The sequence below is a fragment of the Vibrio sp. 10N.222.52.C12 genome (assembly GCF_041474215.1).
Classification (GTDB): domain Bacteria; phylum Pseudomonadota; class Gammaproteobacteria; order Enterobacterales; family Vibrionaceae; genus Vibrio; species Vibrio crassostreae_C.
The window spans coordinates 1-25,698 of sequence record NZ_JBFRTR010000050.1 but is presented as its reverse complement, the minus strand read 5'-3'; the positions used below and the strand labels follow the sequence as shown (position 1 = coordinate 25,698).

Sequence of the window (25,698 nt, the reverse complement as noted above, 5' to 3'; positions counted from 1 at the left end):
CGCATAGTAGCGAGGCGATCCGAATTGATCCGTGAGAGAGATCGCACTAACTATTAACAAATCAGCGTAGGACGTAAATTGAATGACGTTTTCCACGCTAGGTCACATTTGTAACAACATATTTATCAGAAGGCAGTAAGGCATGACGACCACAAGCAGTGTTCAGGTAATTGCTCCACAGACACTCAACACCATGACGTTTCCACTTCATGGTGCGCGTTTAATTGAAGCATCGGCGGGTACAGGTAAAACATTTACCATCGCTGGCTTGTACTTACGCCTACTGCTCGGACACGGCACGGCAGCACCACAAGGTGAGCTCGCGGAAGCGACCCGACACCATGAGCCGCTCACTGTAGATCAAATCCTAGTCGTGACTTTTACCGAAGCGGCAACTGCAGAGCTGCGAGATCGTATTCGTGCTCGTATTCATGATGCACGCATTGCGTTTGCACGTGGGCAAAGTGACGACCCAGTGATTGCGCCTTTGTTACAAGCCATCGATGATCATGCTGGCGCGGCTAAAACTCTGCTTAACGCTGAAAGACAAATGGATGAGGCTGCGGTATACACCATTCACGGTTTCTGTCAGCGAATGTTGACTCAAAATGCTTTTGAGTCTGGAAGCCGCTTTGATAACGAATTTGTGACCGATGAAAGCCACCTAAAAGCACAAGTAGTTGCTGACTATTGGCGTAAACAGTTTTACCCGCTGCCCATTCAACTGGCTGGTGAGGTTCGTAATATCTGGGGTTCACCTGCTGCGTTATTAGCAGACGTAAATCGTTATCTGACAGGATCTCCGCTGAAATTGACGGTAGATGCGATGTCGGGCGACTTGCAAACTCTGCACAACCAAAACCTAGATAAAGTGAAGCAACTTAAAGCGCTGTGGTGTGAATCCGAAGCGGACTTTTTGGCTTTGATCTCTGCTTCGGATGTGAACAAGCGTAGCTACACTAAGAAATCTCTGCCGACATGGTTAGAAGCTGTGACAGCATGGGCGCAGAGCGACACTCATGATTACCAGTTTCCAGATAAACTAGAGAAGTTCTCACAAGCAACGTTAATTGAAAAAACACCAAAAGGCACCGCGCCTCAGCACGCGGTGTTTGAGGCTATTGAGAATTTCTTAAATTCTCCTGTAGATCTAAAAGCTCCATTGCTGGCGCATGCGATTACTCATTGTCGAATCATGTTAGCTAAGGCTAAACAGCAGAAGCAGTGGTTATCGTTTGATGACCTACTGACCCAGTTATCTGCGTCGATCGATGTCGATGAGCAGTCACTGCTGGTGGAGAGAATCCGTACCTTATACCCGGTGGCGATGATCGATGAATTCCAAGATACCGATCCGCTGCAATACAGTATTTTTAGCCGAATCTACCTCGATAATCCGCAGTGCGGCTTGTTTATGATCGGTGACCCGAAGCAGGCTATCTATGGTTTCCGCGGTGCAGATATCTTTACCTACATTAAGGCAAGAAACCAAGTTAGTGCTCACTATACGTTAGGCACTAACTGGCGTTCGAGTGCTGATATGGTCAGCGCGGTAAACCAAGTGTTTATGAATTCGGATAGCCCGTTTATCTACGACCAAGACATTCCATTTCTGCCCGTTGCTGCCAGTCCATCAGCCGACAAACGCCAATGGGTGATGAACGGAGAAACTCAGCACGCACTTACCTTTTGGCTGCAAGAGGCTGAAGATAAGCCGTTACCAAAGGGTGAATATCACAAGGCCATGGCAGAAGCGACAGCGAGTCAAATTCAAACTATTCTGACCGCTTCTCAAAATCAACAAGCCTATTTTGATAACGGCAAAAAACAACATGCCGTGAATGCGGGTGATATTGCTGTTTTGGTTCGAACCGGTAGTGAAGGTCGTCTGATTAAGAACGCGTTGTCGGAACAAGGCATTGCGAGCGTGTATTTATCCAACCGAGACAGTGTGTTCACCAGCTTGGTCGCACAAGATATTCAACGTTTGTTGCAGGCGGTGCTGACACCTGAAAATGACCGAGCATTACGCGCCAGTTTAGCGTCGGAGTTGTTTGCTCTGGATGCCGCATCATTGGATGAACTCAACAACGATGAAGTGGTGTGGGAAAACGTCGTTAACGAGTTTAGAGAATATCGTAAGTTGTGGCTTCAGCGCGGCGTGTTGCCAATGCTTCGCAGCGTGATCAGTAAACGACATCTCGCGGAACGCTTACTGGAAGAAGAAAATGGTGAGCGCTCACTCACTGATTTAATGCACATTGGCGAATTGTTGCAACAAGCAAGACAAGAACTCGACAGTGACTATGGCTTGTTGCGTTGGCTGGCTGAAGCAATCTCAGATGCACAAAATGGTTTAGGTGGCAGTGACGACGACATTCAACGCCTTGAATCAGAAAGAAACTTGGTTCAAATCGTTACCATTCATAAATCGAAAGGCTTGGAATATGACTTAGTATTTTTGCCGTTCGTTGCAAGCTATCGTGAAGCGAGTGAAGGTAAGTTCTACGACCATGATTCAGACACCACAGTACTCGATATTACTGGCAGCGACAGTGCCTTAGCGCAAGCCGATAAAGAACGACTAGCGGAAGATTTGCGCCTGGTTTATGTAGCGCTGACTCGTGCGGTTTATGGCTGTTTTATTGGTATAGCGCCACTGCGTAAAGGGCGTTCAACCAAAGAACCGACAGGCGTGCATTTGAGTGCGATGGGCTACTTGGTTCAAAACGGACAAGAGCAGGGTATTGCCGAATTGCATCAAGCTCTAACGGCAATTGAAGGCAAAAATTCAAGTGTGCTGTTAGCCGAAACACCAACCGCTCATGAACAGGTGTTTGTACAAACAGAGCAAGTGAGTGACGACTTACATGCTAATGAACTCAAGGCTTCAATCGACCGAGCTTGGCGTATCACCAGTTACTCGGGGCTTGTAAAGCAAGGCAGTCACGGCGCGAGCCATGACGCGACCATTGAGGTGTCTGGTTTTGATATTGACTCGGCTGATGAGCAGGATGAGTCTGAGTTGATTGAGCCTGAACGCTCTATCTTTACGTTCCCTCGTGGTGCTCGCCCAGGTACTTTCTTACACACCTTGTTTGAGGAGGTTGAATTTACCGAGCCAGCAACCAGTGAACATAACACGCAAGTAATCACTCACTTATTAGAATCAGAGCAATATGAATTAGAGTGGCTACCTGTGCTTCAGCAACTGGTCGATACAGTGCTGAACACCGCATTAGACGGCAAGAACTTAAAGCTAAGCGAGAAAGACTCGACGCAACGTTTAGTTGAGATGGAATTCTTACTGCCGATCGAAGTATTGGCTGCATCTGAACTGAATCAAACCATTCAATATCACGATCCATTGTCAGCCAAAGCGGGCGATCTAGGTTTCCAAACCGTGCAAGGTATGTTGAAAGGCTTCATCGATTTGGTGTTTGAGCACCAAGGTAAATACTATGTACTCGACTGGAAATCGAATCACTTAGGAGATGATGTTGCTGTCTACCATGGCGAGGCATTGAAATCGGCGATGGCCGACCATCGCTATGATTTGCAATATCAAATCTATGCATTGGCGTTGCACCGTTTCTTACGCAGCCGCGTTGCCAATTACAGCTACGAACAACATTTTGGTGGCGTGTACTACTTGTTCTTACGAGGAATGGACGGCCAATCTCAGCAAGGTATTTTCTCGGCGAAACCAACACTGGCTTTACTTGATGAAATGGATCAATTGATTGACGGTAAAGTGATAGACAGACGTTCGGCACAATTGAATGACGATGAAACTGGACAGATGGGGCTTTTATAATGACAACAACGACCACTAATACCGGCATAGATACTGCGAACACAGCAAAGCCAGTTTCACTTATTCCTGAGCAACTGATGGATGTACTCCAGTTTCTTGCGGATAAGGGTTCTATTCGTCAGTTGGATTATCAATTTGCCCGTTTTCTTGCTCAGCAAGCCACGAGCTACCCTCAAGAGATCGGCTTTCTCGCGGGGGTAGTGAGCCATGAATTAGGCAAAGGACACATTTGTACTCAGCTTATACAGCAGCATACGACAGGCCCTGAACTAGCGGCAGATCTTGCTCAGTTACTTGGGTTATACGGTGAAACTGCACTGCAATTGAACCAAAAACTGTTGGGTATTGATTGGGTGGCTGTGCTTCAATCATCAAACTTAGTGGGAACGACCAACGATTGTGTTAAGCCTCTAATGTTCGATGGGCAGCGTGTCTATTTACAGCGTTATTGGAACTACGAAGTTGTGTTGGCTGAGACCTTAAACCGTTTAAGTAAGCCGGTAGAGTTCAATACTGAGCAGAAAAAAGCGCTGACTGAAACGCTCAATCTGCTTTTTGCACGTAGCTATCATTTTCTGTTTAACGCCTTAGCCAGGCCTGAATCAAATCAGCAGACGTCTCAGGTATTACGCCAACAATTGGTGTGTGACCATCTTGATATTGTGAATGAGCAGGCTTTAGATTGGGGATCAATCGACCAAGCGATTGTACAAGCTAAGCAGGTGACGGACTTAGATGTGTTGGACGACTTGGTGCCGTTATCGGCATGTTTGAACTGGCAAAAAGTCGCGGCAGCGGTGGCGCTGAGTCGTCGTTTTGCGGTGATTTCTGGTGGGCCGGGTACTGGTAAAACAACCACGGTAACCAAATTACTGTCGGCGATGGTCGAGCAATATCTCAGCCAAGGTAAAACACCAACGATTAAGCTAGTGGCACCAACGGGTAAAGCGGCGGCGCGTTTAACCGAGTCGATCGGTAAAGCAATTGAACAGCTGCCATTAGCGCCTGAAGTGAAAGCCAACATACCGACCGAATCGAGCACCTTACACAGATTACTCGGCGCGATTCCTAACCGTGCTGAGTTTAGGCATAACCGACGCAATCCACTCCACCTTGATATCTTGGTAGTGGATGAAGCTTCAATGGTTGATCTGTCGATGATGTATAAGCTGGTGGATGCACTTCCTGAGCACGCAAGGCTCATCTTATTGGGTGATAAAGACCAACTCGCTTCAGTAGAGGCAGGTGCTGTGCTCGGTGATATCTGTTCATTCAACTCTGCAGGGTACAGCACAGCGCAAGGCAATTTGATTGCAGAGATGACAGGTTTTGATGCGATAGCTAAACCAAGACAAGACAAAGCTGGAGCGGTGAATCCGCCTGCGATTGCGGATAGCTTGTGTATGCTGCAGAAGAGTTATCGTTTCGATGCGCGCTCCGGTATCGGTCAGCTGGCAAAAGCAATCAATAATGGTTCTGCGAATCAAGTAGACCAAGTGTTTGCCAAAGGTTTTGGCGATATCGAAAACCACCCTCTGTCGAGTGACAGCTATAACCTGATGCTGCGTACTTTGGTTAACGAGTATGGTGCGTACCTCAATAGAATGAATGTGCCGTTGGAAGAGTTAGAAACTCAAGAAGCGAGAGCGAAATCGGTACTCGATTTGTTCAGCCAATGCCGACTGTTGTGTTCCATTCGTGAAGGGGATTTTGGTGTTAAAGGCCTCAACCACAGAATTGAAAGAGCACTGGCCGCAAGGCGTTTGGTGAGCCCTCATAATGATGAGCTGTGGTATCACGGACGTCCTGTTATGGTGACGCGAAATGATCATGGCTTGGGTTTGTACAATGGTGATATTGGTATCTGTATGCTTGAGGCGGGTTCTAGTCAACCTGACTTAACCCCTCGTTTGAAGGTCTATTTTGAGTTGCCCGATGGCAGCGTAAAAGCTGTGCTACCAAGCCGAGTGCCCGATCATGAAACGGCTTATGCAATGACAATACACAAATCTCAGGGTAGTGAATTTGATCTGACCTTAATGATCTTGCCGCCAGATTTCAGCCCTATTTTAACGCGGGAGCTTATCTATACAGGTATTACACGTGCGAAGAAACGACTGATGATGTTCAGCGATACAAATGTGTTGAAGCGTGGGATTAAGGTGAAAACAGAGCGAGTGAGTGGTTTAGGCAGTCGCTTAACGAATTAGTCGTTATGGACGGCTAGAGAAGGTTTTGAACTTAGGGCTAGACAAACACAAAGCAACCATCCTTGGTTGCTTTGAGCGTTATTAGGAATCAGAGCCTAAAAACGCTCGAGTAAACGATATGTGGTTTATCTTGTACTTTGCTTGGCAATTCAAAATAAACTCTTTTAGATTCTCGCTAACAGGGAACACGCAGTGTACGTCTAGCCCTTCTAAGAATTGGTTATCAGCCATATCCCAAAAACTTTGCAGCGAGTTACAAACAATGGTTCTCATATCAATATTGCTCTTTTTGCTGTTTATATTAACGAGCAGAGCTAATGTTAGCGTGCTGGCCGTCAACGGGTATAGCAATCCGTGCAGTGACCACCTCAATGAGTCCGACATGACTATCGAGATGGCAATTCCAATAAAAACATTTGTTAAGATTATTAAAGCGTCTAAATTCTATACAATTATACGTGTGAGTGAAAGTGCATAGTTAATAAATCTCATATAGAAAACGATTACATTTGCAATTATTTTTCTTTTGAAGTGAGATTTTAGTCCAAAACTTTATTTACACATTTAACGCTAAGATTTTTGAGTTACGTTGATAGTTGTACAGCCCCTGTTTTTCCATCGGTAGCTCATCAACTCCGATCTCGTAAAACCCTTGTTCACGGAACCAATGCAGGCTATGTGTGGTTAAAACGAAAATTTGGTCGATATCACGAGACTTCGATTGATGACGCATGTAGTCCAGTAATATTTGCCCGCGGTTGCCATCACGATAATCAGGATGAATAGCCACGCACGCCATCTCCGCCATATGATCTTCCGGGTATGCGTAAAGCGCTGCGCAACCGATAATCAGCCCGTCTTTTTCAATAATGGTAAATCGGTGGATTTCTTGCTCTAGCTGTTCTCGAGAGCGGCGCACTAAGATGCCTTGTTCTTCAAGAGGGCGAATAAGGTCAAAGATGCCGCCAATATCGTCGATCTGAGCTTGTCTTACTTGCTCGGCACTAGCCATGACCACTTGGGTTCCAATACCGTCAAAAGAGAACAACTCTTGGATTAATGCGCCATCTACCTTGTAGCTGATTAGATGACAACGAGGCACACCAGCTCGACAAGCGGAGATCGCTCCTTTCAAGAAGCGCAGTGTTCCTGTGCTCATGTCTTCGGCAGGATTTTGAGATTCCGTTAATCGTTCTAGAATTTGCTTGGCATCTTTAGGGAAGAGTTCGGCGAGCACGTTACCGCGTTCATCTGTTACCCCTTGTTCGGAGCAGAAGCCAATCAGCTTGTCGGCCTTTAGACGAATAGCAACTTGGGTAGCGACCTCTTCAGAAAGTAGGTTAAAGCTTTCGCCTGTCACGGAGCTGGCAATAGGGCCAAGCAGTACAATTGAACCTTGGTCAAGCGTGCGATTGATCCCTTCGATATCGATTCGACGAATACGCCCGCTGTGGCAATAATCCGTACCGTCATCCACGCCAAGCGGTTGAGCCGTAATGAAGTTACCACTCATAACATTGAGTTGAGTGCCTGCCATCGGCGTGTTGTTTAAGCTCATTGAGAGGCGTGCGGTGATGGCAAGTTGAAGCTGTCCAGCAGCCTGCATAGCGACGCCCAAAGAATATTCATCAGTGACCCTAATATTCTTGTGATAAGGCGTATGGCAATCTTGCTTGGCGAGCAATTGGTTGATCTGCGGTCTTGCCCCGTGAACGAGAACAATCTTTACTCCAAGGCTGTGGAGCAAGGCTATATCACTAATAATGTTACCAAAGTTCCTGTCGGCAACGGCTTCGCCTCCCAGCATAATGACCATGGTTTTGCCACGGTGAGCATTTACGTAAGGGGTTGATTGTCTGAAACCTTTTACTAGCGCTGTACTTCTTAATTTCACAGAACAAGTCCATTTTGTTTATTTATTCGATAATTTAGCATTTAAATTCAAATGTAAACAACACCTTTTTGGAATAAAGCGCAAACTATTCTTATCTAGGCTTCAATATATAAACTGTCTCAGTGTAGAATGCGCATAGCATCCTTATGAGTAGTCACCGAATGCAACAAGCTCCAGCAACAAAGAACAAAATCGATGAGATAACCAAAGGTCTCTACAGCGAAGCTGATCAGCGCAATCAATCTAAGTTGAAGCGTAAGATCATTGAACGCTGTTTAATGGTTCTAGCCTTAGTGGGTTCGTTTGCGGTGGTTTCTTTGTTCGGCGATGTGCTTTCCCGAGTGCAAAATGCGGCGACGCCCGACAATCTGATATACGGCACTTGGATAGAGCAAGATGTTGCACATTATGCGACCGATGAGTTTGTTCTGAATGCTAATGGTGTGTCAGTTCGTGGGTCTGTTGTTTCGACGAGCTTTGACTTTGATGGAAACTACTTTGAATACAAGGCGGGTGATAAAACCTATCGCTTCCGCATGACCAATTCTGACAATACAGAAATGGTGCTCGATTCTGACAGTCACTACAATCCCATCTTCCGCCTTAAGGGCCATATCGATAACTCCGTCCGATAGGTTATCTTGTTGTAAACTCTTACAATCTAAGATTGTGTTATCTGACTGTTTTTGTCATCCTCGATGCATAGAATTTTTAGGATGACTCTTGTGATTAAAAAATGGCTTCCCCTTGTCGCTGCCTCTTTGTTATTTGGCTGTGCTCAACCCACTGATCTTGCTCAGCAACACCTTGATGACGAATTTCCTCGCACCTTGAATAAGGTCGATCAGGTTGAATCCAATAAACCAAGAGACTACACCGCATTTGCAGAACAAGCTGAGATGGTGGTTTCTAAATCCCCTTCGATGGCTAAAATCTATGAGCCGCTTTATCAACAACTCAATGAGTGGGCGATGCTGAGTGGAGATCCAAGCGAGCTAGCGAATTTTGGCGTTCAAACCGCTCAACTAGGTGGTGGTGATAAACAAGGCAATGTTTTGTTCACGGGCTACTTTTCTCCTGTGATGGAGCTGCGCCACGAAGCGAATGAAGAATATCGTTACCCTGTTTACGGGCTTCCTGAGTGTGGTAAAGAGTGTCCAACACGCCAAGAGATTTACAACGGCGCACTAGAAGGTCAGGGCCTTGAGTTAGGTTACTCAGCAAACCGTATCGACCCATTTATGATGGAAGTACAGGGCAGTGGATTTGTACACTTCGGTGATGATGACACGCTGCAGTATTTCGCCTACGCGGGTAAGAACAATAAAGCTTATGTGAGCATTGGCCGTGTTCTGATTGAACGAGGCTTAGTTCCACGCGAAAAAATGTCGCTAAAAGCAATCAAAGAGTGGGTATTGGCAAACGATCCTGAAGTGGTCAAAGAGCTGCTTGAGCAAAACCCATCTTTCGTGTTTTTTGAAGCGAGAGACGACCTATCTGTGATGGGTAGCGCGGGCATTCCTCTATTACCTATGGCGGCGGTTGCGGGCGATCGCTCTATCTTGCCTATGGGGACGCCGATTCTTGCTGAGGTTCCATTATTGAATGCTGATGGTACTTGGAGCGGCGCTCATCAACTAAGACTGCTATTGGTTTTGGATACGGGCGGCGCGGTTAAGCAAAACCATTTGGACCTTTACCACGGCATGGGCCCTCGAGCGGGTACAGAAGCGGGCCATTACAAGCATTTTGGTCGTGTGTGGAAGCTCGGTTTAGATGGCAGCGCAACTGAAGCGCCTTGGGCTTTGCCTCCTGAAAAGGTTGAGTAAGCTACAATAAAATAGGGCATTGAAAGCGAATCGCTAATCCCCTAGACTTTTTATTCAAGAGTGCGTATAAAACGCACTCTTTTCTTTTTCTCAGAAATAAATTGGCGGCAACAATGCGTGAATTGACCACTCCAGCTTCAGAAAACTATGACCAACGATTTGGTGGCACACGTCGCCTATATGGCAATAGTGAAGTCGACATACTTAGAGCAGCACACGTGTGTGTGATCGGTATTGGTGGTGTCGGTTCATGGGCGGTTGAAGCGCTTGCTCGTACTGGTTTAGGTGAGCTGACTTTGATCGATATGGATGATGTGTGTGTGACCAACATCAACCGTCAGATCCACGCTATGTCGGGTACGGTTGGCAAGAGCAAAATCGAAGTGATGGCTGAGCGCGTTAAGTTGATTAACCCTGAGTGTAAAGTGAACCTGATTGATGACTTTATTGGTCCTGACAATCAGGCTGAGTATTTGTCGAAAGAGTTCGATTTTGTTCTCGATGCGATTGATAGCATGAAAGCTAAGGCTTCGCTGTTGGCATATTGTCGTAGCAACAAAATTAAGGTGATCACCACTGGTGGTGCGGGTGGTCAAATCGATCCGACTCAAATCAAAGTGGCTGATCTGACGAAGACGATTCAAGATCCGCTCGCGAAGAAGCTAAAAGATACCCTTCGTCGTCATCATAATTTCCCTAAGAACCCTGCGCGTAAGTTTGGTATCGATTGTGTGTTCTCGACTGAACAGCTGAAATACCCTCAAGCTGACGGCAGTGTATGTGCTGCGAAAGCAACAGCGGAAGGTCCAAAACGCATGGACTGTGCGACGGGTTTTGGCGCTGCGACAGTGGTCACTGCGACTTTTGGTTTTGTGGCTGTTTCACGTATTGTTGAAAAGCTGATTCAAAAGCACTCTAAGTAGTTCTTTATTATTTGCTTGAGAACACTAAACCATTGTCACCTGTACATTTAGTCATAATCTATTGGATATTAAAATGATGTCATTCCCAAGCTCTCCATTCGGCACTGAAATTACCAGTGATGATATTGTCGCGAAGATGCAGACATTCAGCGGCTGGGAAGATCGTTATCGCCAAGTGATTCAATGGGGTAAGAAATTACCTAGCATGCCTGATGAGCTGAAGAGTGAGCAGGTTGTAGTTTCTGGTTGTGAAAGCCAAGTCTGGCTAGTTTCTCAGAACATCGACGGTGTTTGGTATTTTTGTGCTGATTCTGATGCTCGTATCGTGCGCGGTCTGATTGCATTAGTGATGGCTGCGTATGATGGAAAAACATCAGAGCAGGTTCAAGCGTTCGATATTGATGGTTACTTTGAACAAATCGGTTTAATTACCCACCTTAGCCCATCTCGCGGTAATGGACTAAAAGCGATTGTTGCTCAAATCCAAGAGCTAAGTGCTTAATATCACTCAGATACACAGAAACAAAAAGGGTTGACGCTAAACGCCAACCCTAAATAATCTCGCCACACCCTAAAGCATATCAACGGCTTTTTCTATCGCAGCTATAAGCTTATCAACGTCATCCATGTTGTTGTAAATACCAAATGAAATTCGAACCGTTCCTTTCACATTAAGTGCATCCATTAATGGGTGAGCACAATGATGTCCTGCACGTACTGCGATACCTTGCTGATCCAGTAGAGTCGCTATATCTTGATGGTGAACACCATCCATCACAAAAGTAATCACACTTGCGTTAGGTTGATACCCTAAAATCTGAATGTCATCCAGTTTACTGAGCGCAAGATAAGTCTCGTGTTGTAGTTGGTGGATATGATTTTCGACATCTTGTTGTGCAAAACCACGTAACCATTCTATTGCAGTGCTTAATGCTATCGCTCCGGCCACATTTGGCGTGCCCGCTTCAAATTTCCCTGGTAACTGTGAAAAAGTAGTGCCAGAAAAAGAGACGCGCTCAACCATTTTTCCACCACCGTGCCAAGGTGGCATCGCTTTGAGCAATTCAAGCTTGCCGTAAAGCACACCGATACCCGCAGGGGCATAGAGCTTGTGACCTGAGAAAACGTAGAAATCTGCACCTAAAGCAGCAACATCAACTGACTCATGAACGATGCCTTGCGCACCATCGACCACAACAATCGCATTCATCTTGTGTGCTTTTTCTATGACGGCTTCAATCGGCTGACGAGAACCCGTCACGTTGGTTATCTGAGCTAATGCAACAATCTTGGTTCGTTCATTTAAAAGCGTATCAAACGCGACTAGGTCAAATTCACAATCCGATGTCATCGGTACTTTAACGACTTTAGCCCCGGTTTGTTCTGCCACAATTTGCCAAGGGACAATGTTAGCGTGATGCTCCATTTCACTCACTAAGATCTCATCGCCAGGCTGAAGAGTACTTCTTGCGTAAGTTTGAGCAATTAAATTGAGCGCCTCGGTGGCACCACGAGTCCAGATGATCTCTTTTGAAGAGCTTGCACCGATAAACTGAGCGACCTTATCTCTGGCTGCTTCAAACTGACTGGTCGCGTTCGCTGTTAAACTATGGCTACCGCGGTGAACATTGGCATTTTGCTTGGAGTAATACTGGCTAATGGCATCAATAACTACCTGAGGTTTTTGTGTCGTTGCCGCGCTGTCTAAGTAAATCAATGGTTGTTGATTGATGGTTTGTGATAGCGCAGGGAACTGCTCTCGGATGTGATTGATATCAAGCATCTATTCTTACCTAAAATCTTGGAAATTGGTGCCAGCGTTATGCTTAGCGGTATTGTTATTTTATCGCGACTTGTTGACCGTTGCTGACTAATCTTGATGATTCCAGCTATTTTCTTGCTCTTTGACCTGATCGAACAGTTTTTGGTTAACGGGAACTTCTATCTGATGTTTAAGCGCTGTTTTTATTAGGTGTCCAGTGATGAAGTCGATCTCTGTCTTGCGTTGGTAAAACATATCCTGCTTCATGGATGAGTTGTTCTGCGCCGTGGCTTGGATGACCTGCTTGACACTTGCTTCTAATCCGTCGAATGAACAAGCGATCTCTTCGGCTTGCATAACTTGTGTTAGCTCTTCAACGATAGAACTTAAAATACCCTCAAACCTTTGGTCTGCAAGTTCACCATTCTTGATTTGTTCCAACCCTGTCAGTGGATTGATAGCACAATTGATGGCGAGTTTAGCCCAAAGCGCGGTTTCTATTTGTGGGTTCCAACTCACAGCGGGGAGAGCATCATCCAATACATCAACCAAAAACGTGCACTGTTGACCCGTTTGGTTAAAAGCACCCAACTGGGTTTGTCCTATTCCTGTATGAGATACACTATTACGATCAGGTTTGAATGCTGCTTGGGTCGTGGTAGCCAATACTATCGGGTGAGCATTAATTTGAGTGGCAATGTTGTCGACCGCGCCCATTCCGTTATGCATGAACATGAGAATGGTGTCAGAGTCGAGATATTGAAGTAACGGAGTGGTGGCTTCTTCTACTTGCCAAGCCTTGACTGTGAAGATAACCAAATCACTCGCGGCTAATCGTTCGATATTGTTGTTACTGATAGGGAGAGAGGGTTGTCCATCAAGTGATAGCTCAATGGAGTGGTCGGAAGAACGACTCCACAAAGAGACATTATGACCCGCTTTAAGCAGTTTTATCGTCCATAAAGAGCCGATAGCTCCAGGTCCAACAATAGTGATGTTCACAGCAATACCGAGATAAGAAAGTGATGCTGCAAGGATAGCGAGGCATTAAATGAAAGCAATAAAAAATGGCACCCGAGGGTGCCATTTTATCTAATGAAGTTTTAACTTGATTAGAAGTTGTACTGTAGACGGTAGATGATTAGATCTTGGTAGTCTTTACGTGCAAGCTTGTTCACTGTGTAACGGTAAAGAACACCAGTTGACCAGTCTTGGTGGAAGTTCCATAGTGCATTGATACTACCATTTAGACCGTAGTCGCCACCTTGAACTTCTGAGTACTCATCGTTACGAGCAAATTCATATTCGCCCCAAGTTGAGAACGTAAAGTTTTGACCTGCAATGTCAGTATTGTAGTAACCAACCCAACCAGCCATACCACCGTTAGAACCGCTGATATCACCAGAGTTAATTTGGTGTGCACCGATGAATGGTGTGAATGCCCAACCGTCACCGCTTAGACCAGTATAGCCAAGACCAAGAACACGGTTTTGCTCATGGAAACCAGCATCAGTATCTGTGTTGTAAACTTGTGCGTAAAGGCTAACTTTAGTATCCATTAGGTTGTAGTGGATAGTACCTTTAGTTGAAGCTCCGCGATCATCACCTGAACGATCAACACCTTCGTAGTCGTAGAAGCCGTAGATTTGACCCCAGTCAAATGCAGCACCGCCTTCGATACCAATAACAGCTTGGTTACGATCTGAGATGTCACCACCGAAGTTATCGTCATCGTTACCAAAGCCTTGGTCCCAAACTTGGTAATCAGCATACATGCTACCAAAGCCATATAAGTATTCTGCCTGAGCAGGGATTGCTGTTGCAGCTGCAACTACGCCAAGAGCTAAAAGTGATTTACGCATAATGGAACTCTCTATGTTAAAAATGAATAACCCGCTAATCCGTGCGTGTTTATGATGTCCGAATGCCGAGCATAATAGCGATTTTGTTCTCAAATAAAAGTGAGACAGAGTGAAAACTACAATTATTAATTTGAAATTGATCACACTAATGATCTAAATGATGGAACTTTAAGGTGGTAATGCATCTTGATGCACCTTGGATTCTATTGATTTTGTGAAATCTGATTATTTTGTAGATAAATTGGTGAATTGATGCTCTAAGCAAACGATTATACTAAATAGAGTGATATGCATATCAAAATCAACAGTATTCGTTTCTAAGCGTTTTCTCTTAAAAAATGACAATTCAACCCGTCTTACAATCCAGTCTTTGATCTATCTTTGACCGAAAACGGTGGGTATTGCTGGCAGCACTCCGGCGCTAAGTGATGTGAAATTCAAAGATTATGCGAATGGCATTTATGTTGCGGCGGGGTCTTACTTTGTGACGATTACTGTAGCGGGTCAGCCGTCAGTTGTGGCTATCGACTCTGCGCCCGCAACCTTAGCTGATGGTGTGGTGTATCAAGTCGTGGCGATTGATGATTCGATGGGTACGGGTTTTAACCTAATTGTCAGTGAAACAACAGACTAGATCTGAAGACAGAATGTAGAAGAGGGTAGATCAATGCTACCCTCTTCTTATTTGTTTTCTTTGACTCTATTCTTGGTTAGTTTTGGCTTTCTCTAATAAATCCGTGAAAAAGTGGCGTAACGAGTAGAGCATGATCAAACTTGGAATCACCATAAGTGCGGTCAGTATAAAGAAGGTTGACCAATCATTGAGGTAATCGACCAATTCACCACTAAATGAAGCCAGTGTTGTTCGACCGAAGTTACCCAAGGATGCGAGTAATGCATATTGGGTTGCAGAGAAGGCCTGCCCGGTTAATAGTGTTAAGAAAGAGACAAACGCTACGGTTGAAAACGCAGTTGTAAAGTTATCGACAATGATGGTTGCCAAGAACAAGGTTTCACTCGGGCCAGTGTGAGCGATCCACGCAAACATTAGATTACTGGCCGCCATTGCCACACCGCCGATCATCAGTCCGCGTACAATACCGAATTTCACATTGAAGACACTGCCTACCAAAGTGAAGAATATCGTCGCGCCCCAGCCAATTAACTTGGAGTAATGACCGATCTGTTCATTACTGAAACCTATCTCTTTATAGAAGGTGATCGACATGCGACCTAGGAAGGCTTCACCTATCTTAAATAGGAACACAAACAGCAATAGAGTAATGGCAACTTGAACTCCGTTTCTTTTGAAGAAATCATAAAATGGTTCAATTACCGTCACACTGAACCAAGCGACAAGCTTTGAGCCGACCACTTTATTGTGTCGCTGTTGTGCTTGTTCTTGTAGGGCTTCACGTTGTGTATTTGGCTCTCCGACAAAAAGAGTAAACAGCATTAATACAACAACGACACCTGCCATTCCGTAATACACGCCATTCCAACCGATTGAGTCTGCGTTAATAAAGGCAAGGTAGCCTGGTAGAGAATACCCCGTCCACCAACCAATTACGGCCATTGCAGAAGCTTGCGGCAGTTTTGATGCTTCGGATTTTGGGAAGGTATCAATACGAAATGCATCAATCGCGATGTCTTGCGTGGCTGAGGCAATGGCAATAGCGAGCGCCAACATTGAAGTAAACGCCAAGTTCTCTGCGGGATTGACGCCTGCGATGAATAAGGTACCGATTAAAACAATGGATTGGCAGAAAAAGATCCAACTGCGTCGCTGGCCGAGTATTGCGTGAAGCACCGGCAGTTTTACTCGGTCTACCAATGGTGCCCATAGAAAGTTAATCGCATACACGGCAAACACACTGCCAAAGTAGCCGATGGCAGCACGCGTTAAACCTGCATCTTTTAGCCAACCAGACATATTGGATCCAATAAGAACCCATGGGAAGCCACTCGAACAGCCGAGCATAAACACCCAAAGTAGGCGTTTATCTAGGTAGCTGCGGAAAGTCTGCATCCAAGAAAGAGAGGGAGTGCCTGATGACATAGGGCGTCCTTGTGTAGAAAAACGCCCTTAAGAAATAAGGGCGTTAGATTGGATTACTTAAGAAGGGTCACTTTAGTGATGACGATTGGGTCAACTGGTATGTCTGACATGCGGCCCATTCGCTTGGTTGGAATCGTTGCCATCTTTTGAACAACATCAAAACCTTCAGTTACTTTGCCGAATACAGCGTAGCCTGGGTTGCTACCTTTTGCGTTCAAGAAGTCATTATCAGAGAAGTTAATGAAGAACTGACGAGTTGCAGAATCTGGCGCATTAGTACGAGCCATCGCGATTGTTGCTGTATCGTTCTTCAAGCCATTGCTGCCTTCATTCTTGATAGGAGCGTAAGTTGCTTGTTGATTCATCTCTTGATCGAAGCCGCCACCTTGAGCCATAAAGCCAGGAATAACACGGTGGAAGATAGTGCCTTCGTAGCTGCCGTCAGCAACGTATTTTAGGAAGTTATCCGCACTAACCGGTGCTTGTTCTTGGTTAAGCTCAATAGTGAAGTCGCCTAATGTTGTTTCCACGTTTACTTTAGGACCAGCCCAAACGCTCACGCTCACTAGCATTAATGCGATAGAAGATAAAATACGACCCATTAGAAACGTTCCTTCATGTAAGTTTGTAGCTCTTGGTCGTTAGCGATCTCAGTAAGAACCAAGTTGATCACGTCATTAAGAACCATAGAGATGTCGTCGTTAGATGCACTCAATGCACCAGTGCGTGTTGCAGTGCCGTTGAATGTTTTAACTAGTTTGCCTTCAGGCGTTTCAGCGGTAACTTCAAGCGTTACTTTACCGTCCATTTTGTTTTCCATAATGGTGTGCTCTACGGTAACGAGTGCTTCTTGAATCTCTAAAACAATCGAGTTTTCACTGTTTACGCTCGCACGAAAACCTTGAGACTCTAACTGCTGTGCAACAGCATTTTCTAGAGAAATACGCATGTTTTGCTTAGCGTGAATTGGCTGAATGTTTGAACGGCCACTATCAACCAATGCAACATATTGAGCGGCACGAACATCTTTACTGGTTAGTGTGTATGTTTTGCCTTGTACAAGGTTGCTTGAGCTTAGTGAAGCTTCTGGCATTACATTGATCTGTTCTTGCTGAGGGGCTGAACATGCTGTCAAAGCCATAATAGAAGCAGCCAAAATCAGTTTTTTCATTCCTTTATCCTTTCTAAATTCACACCAGAAGCTCGGTATCTTAAATTCTTGTGAAGTCGTTTCTGCTTATTTATTAAAATTCGCAGGTTCTCTTGTTGCTTGTAATATCTCAAATTTTTGGTTTAGTTCAAGCGTTTCAACGTTAGCTTCACCAAATAGTCTTGCTAGTTTGACATCGTATCCGAGGTGTCGGTTGCCAATAACAATTAATTTGCCTCCATTGCTTAGAACATGCTTTGCATCACAGAACATTTGCCACGCAATGTGATCCGTAATCGCTTGTTGCTGATGGAATGGAGGATTACACATCACTAAGTAGGTGCTGTTTTTCTTGAAGCCATCTAAACAGTTGTTGGCGATGAACTGGAAGTTGCCTTCTTCACCAAGGTTATCTTTGACGTTTTGGCGCGCCGATTCCACCGCCATAAAGCTTTCATCCACACAGGTGATACGGGCTTGTGGGTTCAATTGCCCTGCTTTTACACTCAATACACCGTTGCCACAACCAAGATCGATGATATGACGCAGCTCTGGAGCTTGAGGGATATGCTCTAGCATATAGCGAGCGCCTTGATCGAGTGCTTCCCCTGAGTAAACATTTGGTAAATTTTTCAGACGGATATCTTCACCGTCCACATCCCATTCAACAAAAGGCTCTACTGTTTGAATAGGCTGGCAGTTTGGAGACGAGAATACTAAGCGGTGTTTTTTCTTCGCTAGTGATGTTTTGGTTTCGCCTAGGTACTTTTCGAACAGGTTAAGCGTAGAAGTGTGAATCTCTTTTACCTTGTTGACGCCAATCACTTGGCAGCCTACAGGCAATGCTTGGCGTAGCTGGCTCAGTTGCCAGATTAGGTGACGATTTGTTTTTGGCAGCTGCATGATCACAAGGTCGATACCGTGTGGGATATCATCCATCGTGTTCAAGAAGTTCACTCGGTTACTTTGATTGCGCTGCAAGTTTTTCAGGGCGCCACGGTGAGAGATAAATGAGTCGCTCATCATAGTGACATCATGATCTTTCGAGAACCAAGTCGATAGGGCACCGAAGCTGTCGTTCATGATCAGGATGTGTTTACCAGGTTCAAGGTTCATCTCTTCAACATGGCTAATAATGTATTCGTCGCCCGCATCCCAAGCTTGAAGGGTTTCATTTGAACGTTTCGGGAAACGATGTAAGGTCAAAGTTCTGTCGTGAAGGGTAAGTTCGGTTTTCATTGCTTGAGATACTTATGTAAGAAATAACAAAGATATTGTCTCAAATGCAGGCTGAACAAGATAGAAAAAACTCAACCAAACCTATGCCATTCGCTATCAAATACTCAGACACTCGACCTGTTAGGGTTTATACTCAGCCCACGGATAATGCCAATACGTTATTAAGGAATCACAATGATCCAAGAAGTTATCGAAACAAAATTGCACAATGAGTTTTCACCAAGTCATTTAAACGTGGTCAATGAGAGCTATATGCACAATGTTCCGGCTGGTTCTGAGAGTCATTTCAAAGTGATTGTTGTCAGCGATGTGTTTGAAGGTTTGCGTCTTATTGCTCGTCATCGAGCGGTAAATAAGGCACTTTCAGAAGAGTTAGCCAATAATATCCACGCACTGTCTATTCACACTTATACAAAAGATGAATGGATGAAGCAGCTAGATAGCGTGCCAGACAGTCCAATGTGTATGGGTGGCGGAAAGTAAGAAGGCCTATTATACAGAGAAAAGCGCCATGGCGCTTTTTTTGTCGTCAAACGTATGTATTTTCGTTCTTATATCACCCAAACTGATGTCAAATTGAACGAGCTCAAATACCTACAATGAGTAATGTTTTTATTAACAGTGTTTCAACATAACTAGTAAAATATTAGTTTGTGACAGAGTATTAATCTCTTGTTTAAAACACGATTCAAAAGCCATTTTATCTGTGCGGCTCGTCAAATTTATACATATTTGAGAGGCCATATGCTTCAAATCTCACCAAATAAAGGCTGTATTCAAGTTATTGGTCATGGCATCGAGTTGTCAAAAAATGCTAGAATATCGCACCTGATAAATCTCACATGATTCGTGTGGTGATTTTATTATGAAAATGTTGCGATTTTGGTATCTCAAATTTACCAAAACCGGACACTGTAATGTCGTGTCTAAGGGCGAGTTTAAAACGTCCTGAATTTACGCAATTAAAAGAATCTTTTTCCCGATAAAGTAGTGCAAGTGCGTATGATTACAATAAATAAGGGTTTGGATCTTCCTATCGCAGGAACTCCATCCCAGGTGATTAATGATGGTAAGTCCATCACTAAAGTCGCCTTGCTTGGCGAAGAGTACGTTGGTATGCGTCCTACGATGCATGCTCGCGTTGGTGATGAAGTGAAGAAAGGCCAAGTTCTTTTTGCAGATAAAAAGAACCCAGGTGTTGTATTTACTTCTCCAGCAAGCGGTAAAGTTATTGAAGTGAACCGTGGTGCTAAGCGTGTTCTTCAATCAGTAGTGATTGAAGTAGCAGGCAATGAGCAAATCACGTTCAATAGCTATGAAGCTAGCCAACTAGCAGGTCTTGACCGTGAAACGGTTAAATCTCAGTTAGTTGAGTCTGGCGCATGGACCGCTTTGCGAACTCGTCCGTTCAGCAAGGTTCCAGCCATTGATTCTGAAACTCAGGCTATTTTCGTAACTGCTATGGATACTAATCCGTTGGCAGCTGAGCCAGAATTAATCATTAACGAGCAGTCTGATGCTTTCGTTGCTGGTTTGGATCTTCTTTCAACTCTGACTAACGGTAAAGTGTACGTTTGTAAAAAAGGTACTAGCTTACCTCGTTCAGCTCAGTCTAACGTTGAAGAACATGTTTTTGATGGCCCACACCCTGCAGGTCTTGCAGGCACGCATATGCATTACCTATACCCGGTAAATGCACAAAACGTAGCGTGGAGCATTAACTACCAAGATGTTATCGCATTCGGTAAGCTTTTCCTTACTGGTGAGATTTACTCTGAGCGTGTTGTTTCTCTGGCTGGTCCAGTAGTTAACAACCCACGTCTAGTTCGTACTCAAATTGGTGCTAGCCTTGAAGAGTTAACGGACAGCGAGTTGATGCCAGGTGAAGTTCGCCTGATCTCAGGTTCAGTGTTATCTGGTGTTCACGCTTCAGGTCCACATGCTTACCTTGGCCGTTACCATCAACAGGTTTCGGTTCTTCGTGAAGGTCGTGATAAAGAGCTGTTTGGTTGGGCAATGCCTGGTAAGAACAAGTTCTCTGTTACTCGTTCATTCCTTGGTCACGTGTTTAAAGGTCAGTTGTTCAACATGACAACGACAACAAACGGTAGTGATCGCTCTATGGTTCCAATTGGTAACTACGAGAAAGTAATGCCATTAGATATGGAGCCTACTTTGCTGCTTCGCGATCTATGCGCTGGCGACGTTGATAGTGCACAAGCACTTGGTGCGCTAGAGCTAGATGAAGAAGATTTAGCACTGTGTACCTTTGTATGTCCTGGTAAGTACGAGTACGGTCAGTTACTTCGTGAATGCCTAGATATAATTGTGAAGGAAGGGTAATTTTCATGGGCCTTAAAAAGTTTATTGAAGACATCGAGCATCATTTTGAGCCAGGTGGTAAACACGAAACGTGGTTTGCGCTTTACGAAGCTGCAGCAACACTGTTCTACACACCAGGTACAGTTACAAAGAAAAGCTCACATGTCCGTGACAGCGTTGACTTAAAACGTATCATGATCATGGTTTGGCTTGCGGTATTCCCAGCAATGTTCTGGGGTATGTATAACGCAGGTGGTCAAGCTATCGCAGCACTAAACCACATGTATTCAGGTGCAGAGCTGGTTTCTATCATTGATGGTAACTGGCACTACTGGCTAACCGAAATGTTAGGCGCCTCCTTAGGGGCCGATGCAGGTTGGGGCAGTAAGATGCTCTTGGGTGCGACTTACTTCTTACCTATCTACGCGACGGTCTTTATCGTTGGTGGTTTCTGGGAAGTACTGTTCTGTATGGTGCGTAAGCACGAAGTTAACGAAGGTTTCTTTGTTACTTCTATCTTGTTCGCGCTTATTGTTCCGCCAACACTTCCTCTATGGCAAGCTGCACTAGGTATTACCTTCGGTGTTGTTGTTGCTAAAGAGATTTTTGGTGGTACGGGTCGTAACTTCCTAAACCCTGCACTTGCTGGCCGTGCGTTCCTATTCTTTGCATACCCTGCTCAGATTTCTGGTGACGTAGTTTGGACTGCAGCTGATGGTTTCTCTGGTGCAACAGCGCTTAGCCAATGGGCTCAAGGCGGTGGTAGCGCGCTAATGAACACGGTATCTGGTGAGACGATCACTTGGATGGACGCATTCATTGGTAACATTCCAGGTTCTATCGGTGAAGTATCAACGCTTGCACTTATGATCGGTGCTGCAATGATCGTATACATGGGCATTGCTTCATGGCGCATCATTGCTGGTGTTATGATCGGTATGATTGCTGTATCAACATTGTTTAATGTGATCGGTTCTGACACTAACGCAATGTTCAGCATGCCTTGGCACTGGCACCTAGTTCTAGGTGGCTTCGCATTTGGTATGTTCTTCATGGCAACAGACCCTGTATCAGCGTCATTTACCAATGGTGGTAAGTGGTGGTACGGCATCCTAATCGGCGCAATGTGTGTAATGATTCGTGTAGTTAACCCTGCATACCCAGAAGGCATGATGCTTGCGATCCTATTCGCAAACCTATTTGCTCCTCTGTTTGACCACGTTGTAATCGAGAAGAACATTAAGCGGAGACTAGCGCGCTATGGCAAGTAATAACGATAGCATTAAAAAGACGCTGTTTGTTGTTATCGCATTGAGCCTAGTGTGCTCAATCATCGTTTCAACAGCTGCAGTTGTTCTTAAACCTAAGCAACAAGCTAACGCGGTTCTAGATCAGCAAACTAAGATCCTTGAAGTTGCGGGCATTGAACTTGCGGGTAATATCCCTGAACTGTACGCAGAGAACATTGAACCTCGTCTAGTTGATTTCGCTACTGGCGATTTCGTTGACGGCGATGCTGCTGCATACGACCAACGTAAAGCGGCAAAAGATCCAGCTCAGTCAATCAAGCTTTCAGCTGAAGATGACATCGCTAAGATCCTTCGTCGTGCTAACACGGGTACTGTATACCTTGTGAAAGATGGCGCTGAAACTTCTAAAGTTATCATCCCTGTTCACGGTAACGGTCTATGGTCAATGATGTACGCATTCGTTGCGGTAGAAACTGATGGCAACACAGTTTCTGGTATCACTTACTACGAGCAAGGTGAAACTCCTGGACTTGGTGGTGAAGTTGAGAACCCATCTTGGCGCGCTCAATTCGTTGGTAAGAAATTATTCGACGAAAACCACAAACCTGCTATTCAGGTTGTTAAAGGTGGCGCTCCTCAAGGTTCTGAGCACGGTGTAGATGGCCTTTCTGGTGCAACACTGACTAGCGTTGGTGTTCAACATACATTTGACTTCTGGTTAGGTGATATGGGCTTTGGTCCGTTCCTAGCAAAAGTTCGTGACGGAGGTCTGAACTAATGTCTAGTGCAAAAGAAATTAAAAAGAGCATCTTAGCGCCGGTGTTGGACAACAACCCAATCGCGCTACAGGTTCTTGGTGTGTGTTCTGCTCTTGCGGTAACCACTAAGCTAGAAACAGCATTTGTTATGACTATCGCGGTAATGTTCGTTACTGCTCTGTCTAACTTCTTCGTTTCTTTGATCCGTAACCACATTCCTAACAGTGTGCGTATCATCGTTCAGATGGCAATTATCGCATCACTAGTAATCGTGGTAGACCAAGTGCTTAAAGCATACCTATACGATATCTCTAAGCAGCTATCTGTATTCGTAGGCCTAATCATTACTAACTGTATTGTAATGGGTCGTGCTGAAGCATTCGCAATGAAGTCTGCGCCAATCCCATCTCTAATCGATGGTCTTGGTAACGGTCTTGGTTACGGTTTCGTTCTTATCACTGTTGGTTTCTTCCGTGAGCTTCTAGGCTCTGGCAAACTATTTGGTATGGAAGTACTACCTCTAGTGAGCAACGGTGGTTGGTATCAGCCAAACGGCTTGATGCTTCTAGCACCTTCTGCATTCTTCCTAATTGGTTTCTTGATTTGGGCAATTCGTGTGTTCAAACCAGAACAAGTAGAAGCGAAGGGGTAAGGTAGTCATGGAACATTATATTAGTCTGCTAGTTAAATCGATTTTCATCGAAAACATGGCGCTTTCTTTCTTCCTAGGTATGTGTACATTCCTAGCGGTATCTAAGAAAGTTAAAACTTCTTTTGGTCTTGGTGTTGCGGTAGTTGTAGTACTTACAATCGCTGTTCCTGTAAACAACCTTGTTTACACACACATCCTGAAAGAAAACGCGCTTGTTGAAGGTGTCGATTTAAGTTTCCTTAACTTCATCGCATTCATCGGTGTTATCGCGGCACTTGTACAAATCCTAGAGATGGTTCTAGACCGTTTCTTCCCACCTTTGTACAACGCACTAGGTATCTTCCTCCCACTGATCACAGTTAACTGTGCAATCTTTGGTGGTGTATCTTTCATGGTAACTCGTGACTACAACTTTGCTGAATCTGTTGTTTACGGCTTCGGTTCTGGTGTGGGTTGGATGTTAGCTATCGTTGCTCTTGCGGGTATCCGTGAGAAGATGAAGTACTCTGACGTACCTCCAGGTCTTCGTGGCCTTGGTATCACGTTCATTACTGTTGGTCTGATGGCGTTAGGCTTTATGTCTTTCTCTGGTGTTCAACTGTAGGGTAAGCACCCAGTAATAAGGAATAACAAATGTTTAGTATTATTCTTGGCGTAGCGATGTTTACCATTATTGTACTGGCTCTAGTACTAGTGATTCTTTTCGCTAAGTCTAAGTTAGTACCATCAGGTGACATCACTATTTCAGTAAACGGCGACCCTGAAAAGGCGATCGTTACTCAACCTGGTAGCAAGCTACTTGGTGCCCTGGCTGGCGCTGGTATCTTCGTATCTTCTGCTTGTGGTGGCGGTGGCTCTTGTGGTCAGTGTCGTGTAAAAGTTAAGTCTGGTGGTGGCGACATCCTTCCAACTGAACTTGATCACATCACAAAAGGTGAAGCTCGCGAAGGCGAACGTCTTGCATGTCAAGTTGCTATGAAAACTGACATGGAGATTGAACTAGACGAAGATATCTTTGGTGTTAAAAAGTGGGAATGTACTGTTATCTCGAATAACAACGAAGCTACTTTCATCAAAGAACTTGCTCTAGCGATCCCTGAAGGTGAAGAAGTTCCGTTCCGCGCGGGTGGTTACATTCAGATTGAAGCTGAACCACATCACGTGAAATACGCAGATTACGATATTCCTGAGGAATACCGTGGTGACTGGGATAAGTTCAACTTGTTCCGTTATGAGTCTATCGTTAAAGAGCATTCGATCCGTGCTTACTCTATGGCTTCATACCCAGAAGAGAAAGGCATCATCAAGCTTAACGTGCGTATCGCAACTCCGCCGCCAAACAACCCTGACGTAGCTCCTGGTGTGATGTCTTCATACATCTGGTCTCTTAAAGAAGGCGACAAATGTACTATTTCTGGTCCATTTGGTGAGTTCTTTGCTAAAGACACAGACAATGAAATGGTATTCATCGGTGGTGGTGCAGGTATGGCGCCTATGCGTTCTCATATCTTCGACCAACTTAAGCGTCTTAAGTCTACTCGTAAGATGTCTTACTGGTATGGCGCACGTTCTAAGCGTGAGATGTTCTACATTGAAGATTTCGATGGCCTAGCGGCTGCAAACGAAAACTTCGTGTGGCACTGTGCACTGTCTGATCCTCAACCAGAGGACAACTGGGACGGTTACACTGGTTTCATCCACAATGTACTGTACGAAAACTACCTGAAGGATCACGAAGCTCCTGAAGATTGTGAGTACTACATGTGTGGTCCACCGATGATGAACGCTGCTGTTATCGGCATGCTGAAAGATCTTGGTGTAGAAGATGAAAACATCCTACTAGATGACTTCGGTGGTTAATCCACTTAAGTGATTGATATTATGGCTGACTCCTACGAGTCAGCCATTTGTTTTTCTAAGACAGCTTTTGACAACATACTGGCTTATATAAGAAAGAGTAAGGCATTCAAA

General features: G+C 44.9%; 22 protein-coding genes and 1 pseudogene. 14 read left to right on the top strand and 9 right to left on the bottom strand.

All coding sequences use genetic code 11. From position 1 onward, the window contains the following. Nucleotides 1-142 precede the first annotated feature (142 nt). Together recB and recD are read left to right on the top strand one after the other, a co-directional pair. Nucleotides 143-3,817 (top strand): exodeoxyribonuclease V subunit beta, encoded by a 3,675-nt coding sequence (gene recB, locus AB4623_RS09860; protein ID WP_372146298.1) that lies wholly within the window; start codon nt 143-145, stop codon nt 3,815-3,817. Continuing rightward, nucleotides 3,817-6,027, top strand: coding sequence for an exodeoxyribonuclease V subunit alpha (gene recD / locus AB4623_RS09855; protein WP_372146296.1), 2,211 nt, complete (start codon nt 3,817-3,819; stop codon nt 6,025-6,027). Before recB ends, recD begins: the two co-directional genes overlap by 1 nt. A gap of 81 nt (nt 6,028-6,108) precedes the next feature. Here the strand turns inward: recD and AB4623_RS09850 are convergent, their stop codons facing one another. Continuing rightward, nucleotides 6,109-6,300, bottom strand: a complete 192-nt coding sequence (locus AB4623_RS09850; RefSeq protein ID WP_046224581.1) for a hypothetical protein — start codon at nt 6,298-6,300, stop codon at nt 6,109-6,111. A gap of 283 nt (nt 6,301-6,583) precedes the next feature. Next, nucleotides 6,584-7,921, bottom strand: coding sequence for an amino-acid N-acetyltransferase (gene argA / locus AB4623_RS09845; RefSeq protein WP_017064194.1), 1,338 nt, complete (start codon nt 7,919-7,921; stop codon nt 6,584-6,586). Nucleotides 7,922-8,082: 161 nt separating this feature from the next. Between argA and AB4623_RS09840 the strand changes: the two genes are divergently transcribed. From AB4623_RS09840 to csdE, 4 genes are all read left to right on the top strand, one after another. After that, entirely contained in the window at nt 8,083-8,556 is a 474-nt protein-coding gene (locus tag AB4623_RS09840; protein ID WP_017064193.1) for a DUF2850 domain-containing protein, read from the top strand. An 81-nt stretch (nt 8,557-8,637) separates the two neighbouring features. Then, nucleotides 8,638-9,750 (top strand): murein transglycosylase A, encoded by a 1,113-nt coding sequence (mltA, locus tag AB4623_RS09835; protein ID WP_017064192.1) that lies wholly within the window; start codon nt 8,638-8,640, stop codon nt 9,748-9,750. A gap of 113 nt (nt 9,751-9,863) precedes the next feature. Next, complete coding sequence (gene tcdA, locus AB4623_RS09830) at nt 9,864-10,673, top strand: tRNA cyclic N6-threonylcarbamoyladenosine(37) synthase TcdA (protein WP_102557806.1); 810 nt, start codon at nt 9,864-9,866, stop codon at nt 10,671-10,673. A gap of 73 nt (nt 10,674-10,746) precedes the next feature. Further along, nucleotides 10,747-11,175 (top strand): cysteine desulfurase sulfur acceptor subunit CsdE, encoded by a 429-nt coding sequence (gene csdE / locus AB4623_RS09825; RefSeq protein WP_017087709.1) that lies wholly within the window; start codon nt 10,747-10,749, stop codon nt 11,173-11,175. 69 nt (nt 11,176-11,244) lie between these two features. On the opposite strand, the gene csdA is transcribed toward csdE, so the two are convergent. The 3 genes from csdA to AB4623_RS09810 all read right to left on the bottom strand — a co-directional run bounded on the left by csdA (nt 11,245) and on the right by AB4623_RS09810 (nt 14,297). Further along, nucleotides 11,245-12,456, bottom strand: coding sequence for a cysteine desulfurase CsdA (csdA, locus tag AB4623_RS09820; protein WP_372146294.1), 1,212 nt, complete (start codon nt 12,454-12,456; stop codon nt 11,245-11,247). 87 nt (nt 12,457-12,543) lie between these two features. Continuing rightward, complete coding sequence (panE, locus tag AB4623_RS09815) at nt 12,544-13,437, bottom strand: 2-dehydropantoate 2-reductase (RefSeq protein ID WP_372146292.1); 894 nt, start codon at nt 13,435-13,437, stop codon at nt 12,544-12,546. Between the two features lie 110 nt (nt 13,438-13,547). Next, nucleotides 13,548-14,297, bottom strand: coding sequence for an outer membrane protein OmpK (locus tag AB4623_RS09810; protein WP_372146290.1), 750 nt, complete (start codon nt 14,295-14,297; stop codon nt 13,548-13,550). 372 nt (nt 14,298-14,669) lie between these two features. Between AB4623_RS09810 and AB4623_RS09805 the strand changes: the two are divergent. Further along, nucleotides 14,670-14,931: pseudogene (locus tag AB4623_RS09805) on the top strand (2-dehydropantoate 2-reductase); the annotation flags it as partial. Between the two features lie 66 nt (nt 14,932-14,997). Here the strand turns inward: AB4623_RS09805 and AB4623_RS09800 are convergent. From AB4623_RS09800 to AB4623_RS09785, 4 genes are all read right to left on the bottom strand, one after another. After that, nucleotides 14,998-16,356, bottom strand: a complete 1,359-nt coding sequence (locus AB4623_RS09800) for an AmpG family muropeptide MFS transporter (protein ID WP_372146288.1) — start codon at nt 16,354-16,356, stop codon at nt 14,998-15,000. A gap of 53 nt (nt 16,357-16,409) precedes the next feature. Beyond that, the gene (locus AB4623_RS09795; RefSeq protein ID WP_372146286.1) at nt 16,410-16,958 is read right to left on the bottom strand and encodes a peptidylprolyl isomerase; all 549 of its coding nucleotides are present in this window, start codon (nt 16,956-16,958) and stop codon (nt 16,410-16,412) included. Beyond that, complete coding sequence (locus AB4623_RS09790; protein WP_017059907.1) at nt 16,958-17,527, bottom strand: YajG family lipoprotein; 570 nt, start codon at nt 17,525-17,527, stop codon at nt 16,958-16,960. The genes AB4623_RS09795 and AB4623_RS09790 overlap by 1 nt, the downstream gene beginning before the upstream one ends. A gap of 66 nt (nt 17,528-17,593) precedes the next feature. Next, complete coding sequence (locus AB4623_RS09785) at nt 17,594-18,745, bottom strand: methyltransferase (protein WP_372146284.1); 1,152 nt, start codon at nt 18,743-18,745, stop codon at nt 17,594-17,596. A 174-nt stretch (nt 18,746-18,919) separates the two neighbouring features. Here AB4623_RS09785 and bolA point away from each other — a divergent pair, with 174 nt between their 5' ends. The 7 genes from bolA to nqrF all read left to right on the top strand — a co-directional run bounded on the left by bolA (nt 18,920) and on the right by nqrF (nt 25,587). Next, on the top strand, nt 18,920-19,228 hold the full coding sequence (gene bolA, locus AB4623_RS09780) for a transcriptional regulator BolA (RefSeq protein WP_017059909.1): 309 nt from the start codon (nt 18,920-18,922) through the stop codon (nt 19,226-19,228). 519 nt (nt 19,229-19,747) lie between these two features. Further along, the gene (locus AB4623_RS09775) at nt 19,748-21,088 is read left to right on the top strand and encodes a Na(+)-translocating NADH-quinone reductase subunit A (protein WP_010439044.1); all 1,341 of its coding nucleotides are present in this window, start codon (nt 19,748-19,750) and stop codon (nt 21,086-21,088) included. 5 nt (nt 21,089-21,093) lie between these two features. Then, nucleotides 21,094-22,338, top strand: coding sequence for an NADH:ubiquinone reductase (Na(+)-transporting) subunit B (locus AB4623_RS09770; RefSeq protein WP_010439046.1), 1,245 nt, complete (start codon nt 21,094-21,096; stop codon nt 22,336-22,338). Next, nucleotides 22,328-23,095 carry a Na(+)-translocating NADH-quinone reductase subunit C gene (locus AB4623_RS09765; RefSeq protein WP_017059911.1) on the top strand — a complete coding sequence of 256 codons (768 nt, stop codon included), beginning with the start codon at nt 22,328-22,330 and terminating at the stop codon, nt 23,093-23,095. Before AB4623_RS09770 ends, AB4623_RS09765 begins: the two co-directional genes overlap by 11 nt. Then, the gene (locus tag AB4623_RS09760; protein WP_008223083.1) at nt 23,095-23,727 is read left to right on the top strand and encodes an NADH:ubiquinone reductase (Na(+)-transporting) subunit D; all 633 of its coding nucleotides are present in this window, start codon (nt 23,095-23,097) and stop codon (nt 23,725-23,727) included. The genes AB4623_RS09765 and AB4623_RS09760 overlap by 1 nt, the downstream gene beginning before the upstream one ends. Before the next feature lie 7 nt (nt 23,728-23,734). Beyond that, nucleotides 23,735-24,331 carry an NADH:ubiquinone reductase (Na(+)-transporting) subunit E gene (nqrE, locus tag AB4623_RS09755; RefSeq protein WP_009848375.1) on the top strand — a complete coding sequence of 199 codons (597 nt, stop codon included), beginning with the start codon at nt 23,735-23,737 and terminating at the stop codon, nt 24,329-24,331. Between the two features lie 29 nt (nt 24,332-24,360). Further along, the gene (gene nqrF, locus AB4623_RS09750) at nt 24,361-25,587 is read left to right on the top strand and encodes an NADH:ubiquinone reductase (Na(+)-transporting) subunit F (RefSeq protein ID WP_017059912.1); all 1,227 of its coding nucleotides are present in this window, start codon (nt 24,361-24,363) and stop codon (nt 25,585-25,587) included. Nucleotides 25,588-25,698 lie beyond the last annotated feature (111 nt).

Bases quoted from the DNA above. Each gene is read 5' to 3' on its own strand.
- AB4623_RS09765 (WP_017059911.1), top strand. From the start codon at position 22,328: ATGGCAAGTAATAACGATAGCATTAAAAAGACGCTGTTTGTTGTTATC.
- bolA (WP_017059909.1), top strand. From the start codon at position 18,920: ATGATCCAAGAAGTTATCGAAACAAAATTGCACAATGAGTTTTCACCA.
- AB4623_RS09810 (WP_372146290.1), bottom strand. From the start codon at position 14,297: ATGCGTAAATCACTTTTAGCTCTTGGCGTAGTTGCAGCTGCAACAGCA.
- tcdA (WP_102557806.1), top strand. From the start codon at position 9,864: ATGCGTGAATTGACCACTCCAGCTTCAGAAAACTATGACCAACGATTT.
- AB4623_RS09770 (WP_010439046.1), top strand. From the start codon at position 21,094: ATGGGCCTTAAAAAGTTTATTGAAGACATCGAGCATCATTTTGAGCCA.
- csdA (WP_372146294.1), bottom strand. From the start codon at position 12,456: ATGCTTGATATCAATCACATCCGAGAGCAGTTCCCTGCGCTATCACAA.
- nqrF (WP_017059912.1), top strand. From the start codon at position 24,361: ATGTTTAGTATTATTCTTGGCGTAGCGATGTTTACCATTATTGTACTG.
- AB4623_RS09775 (WP_010439044.1), top strand. From the start codon at position 19,748: ATGATTACAATAAATAAGGGTTTGGATCTTCCTATCGCAGGAACTCCA.
- AB4623_RS09850 (WP_046224581.1), bottom strand. From the start codon at position 6,300: ATGAGAACCATTGTTTGTAACTCGCTGCAAAGTTTTTGGGATATGGCT.
- recD (WP_372146296.1), top strand. From the start codon at position 3,817: ATGACAACAACGACCACTAATACCGGCATAGATACTGCGAACACAGCA.
- nqrE (WP_009848375.1), top strand. From the start codon at position 23,735: ATGGAACATTATATTAGTCTGCTAGTTAAATCGATTTTCATCGAAAAC.
- AB4623_RS09795 (WP_372146286.1), bottom strand. From the start codon at position 16,958: ATGGGTCGTATTTTATCTTCTATCGCATTAATGCTAGTGAGCGTGAGC.
- AB4623_RS09800 (WP_372146288.1), bottom strand. From the start codon at position 16,356: ATGTCATCAGGCACTCCCTCTCTTTCTTGGATGCAGACTTTCCGCAGC.
- recB (WP_372146298.1), top strand. From the start codon at position 143: ATGACGACCACAAGCAGTGTTCAGGTAATTGCTCCACAGACACTCAAC.
- AB4623_RS09840 (WP_017064193.1), top strand. From the start codon at position 8,083: ATGCAACAAGCTCCAGCAACAAAGAACAAAATCGATGAGATAACCAAA.
- AB4623_RS09785 (WP_372146284.1), bottom strand. From the start codon at position 18,745: ATGAAAACCGAACTTACCCTTCACGACAGAACTTTGACCTTACATCGT.
- AB4623_RS09790 (WP_017059907.1), bottom strand. From the start codon at position 17,527: ATGAAAAAACTGATTTTGGCTGCTTCTATTATGGCTTTGACAGCATGT.
- AB4623_RS09760 (WP_008223083.1), top strand. From the start codon at position 23,095: ATGTCTAGTGCAAAAGAAATTAAAAAGAGCATCTTAGCGCCGGTGTTG.
- mltA (WP_017064192.1), top strand. From the start codon at position 8,638: ATGACTCTTGTGATTAAAAAATGGCTTCCCCTTGTCGCTGCCTCTTTG.
- csdE (WP_017087709.1), top strand. From the start codon at position 10,747: ATGATGTCATTCCCAAGCTCTCCATTCGGCACTGAAATTACCAGTGAT.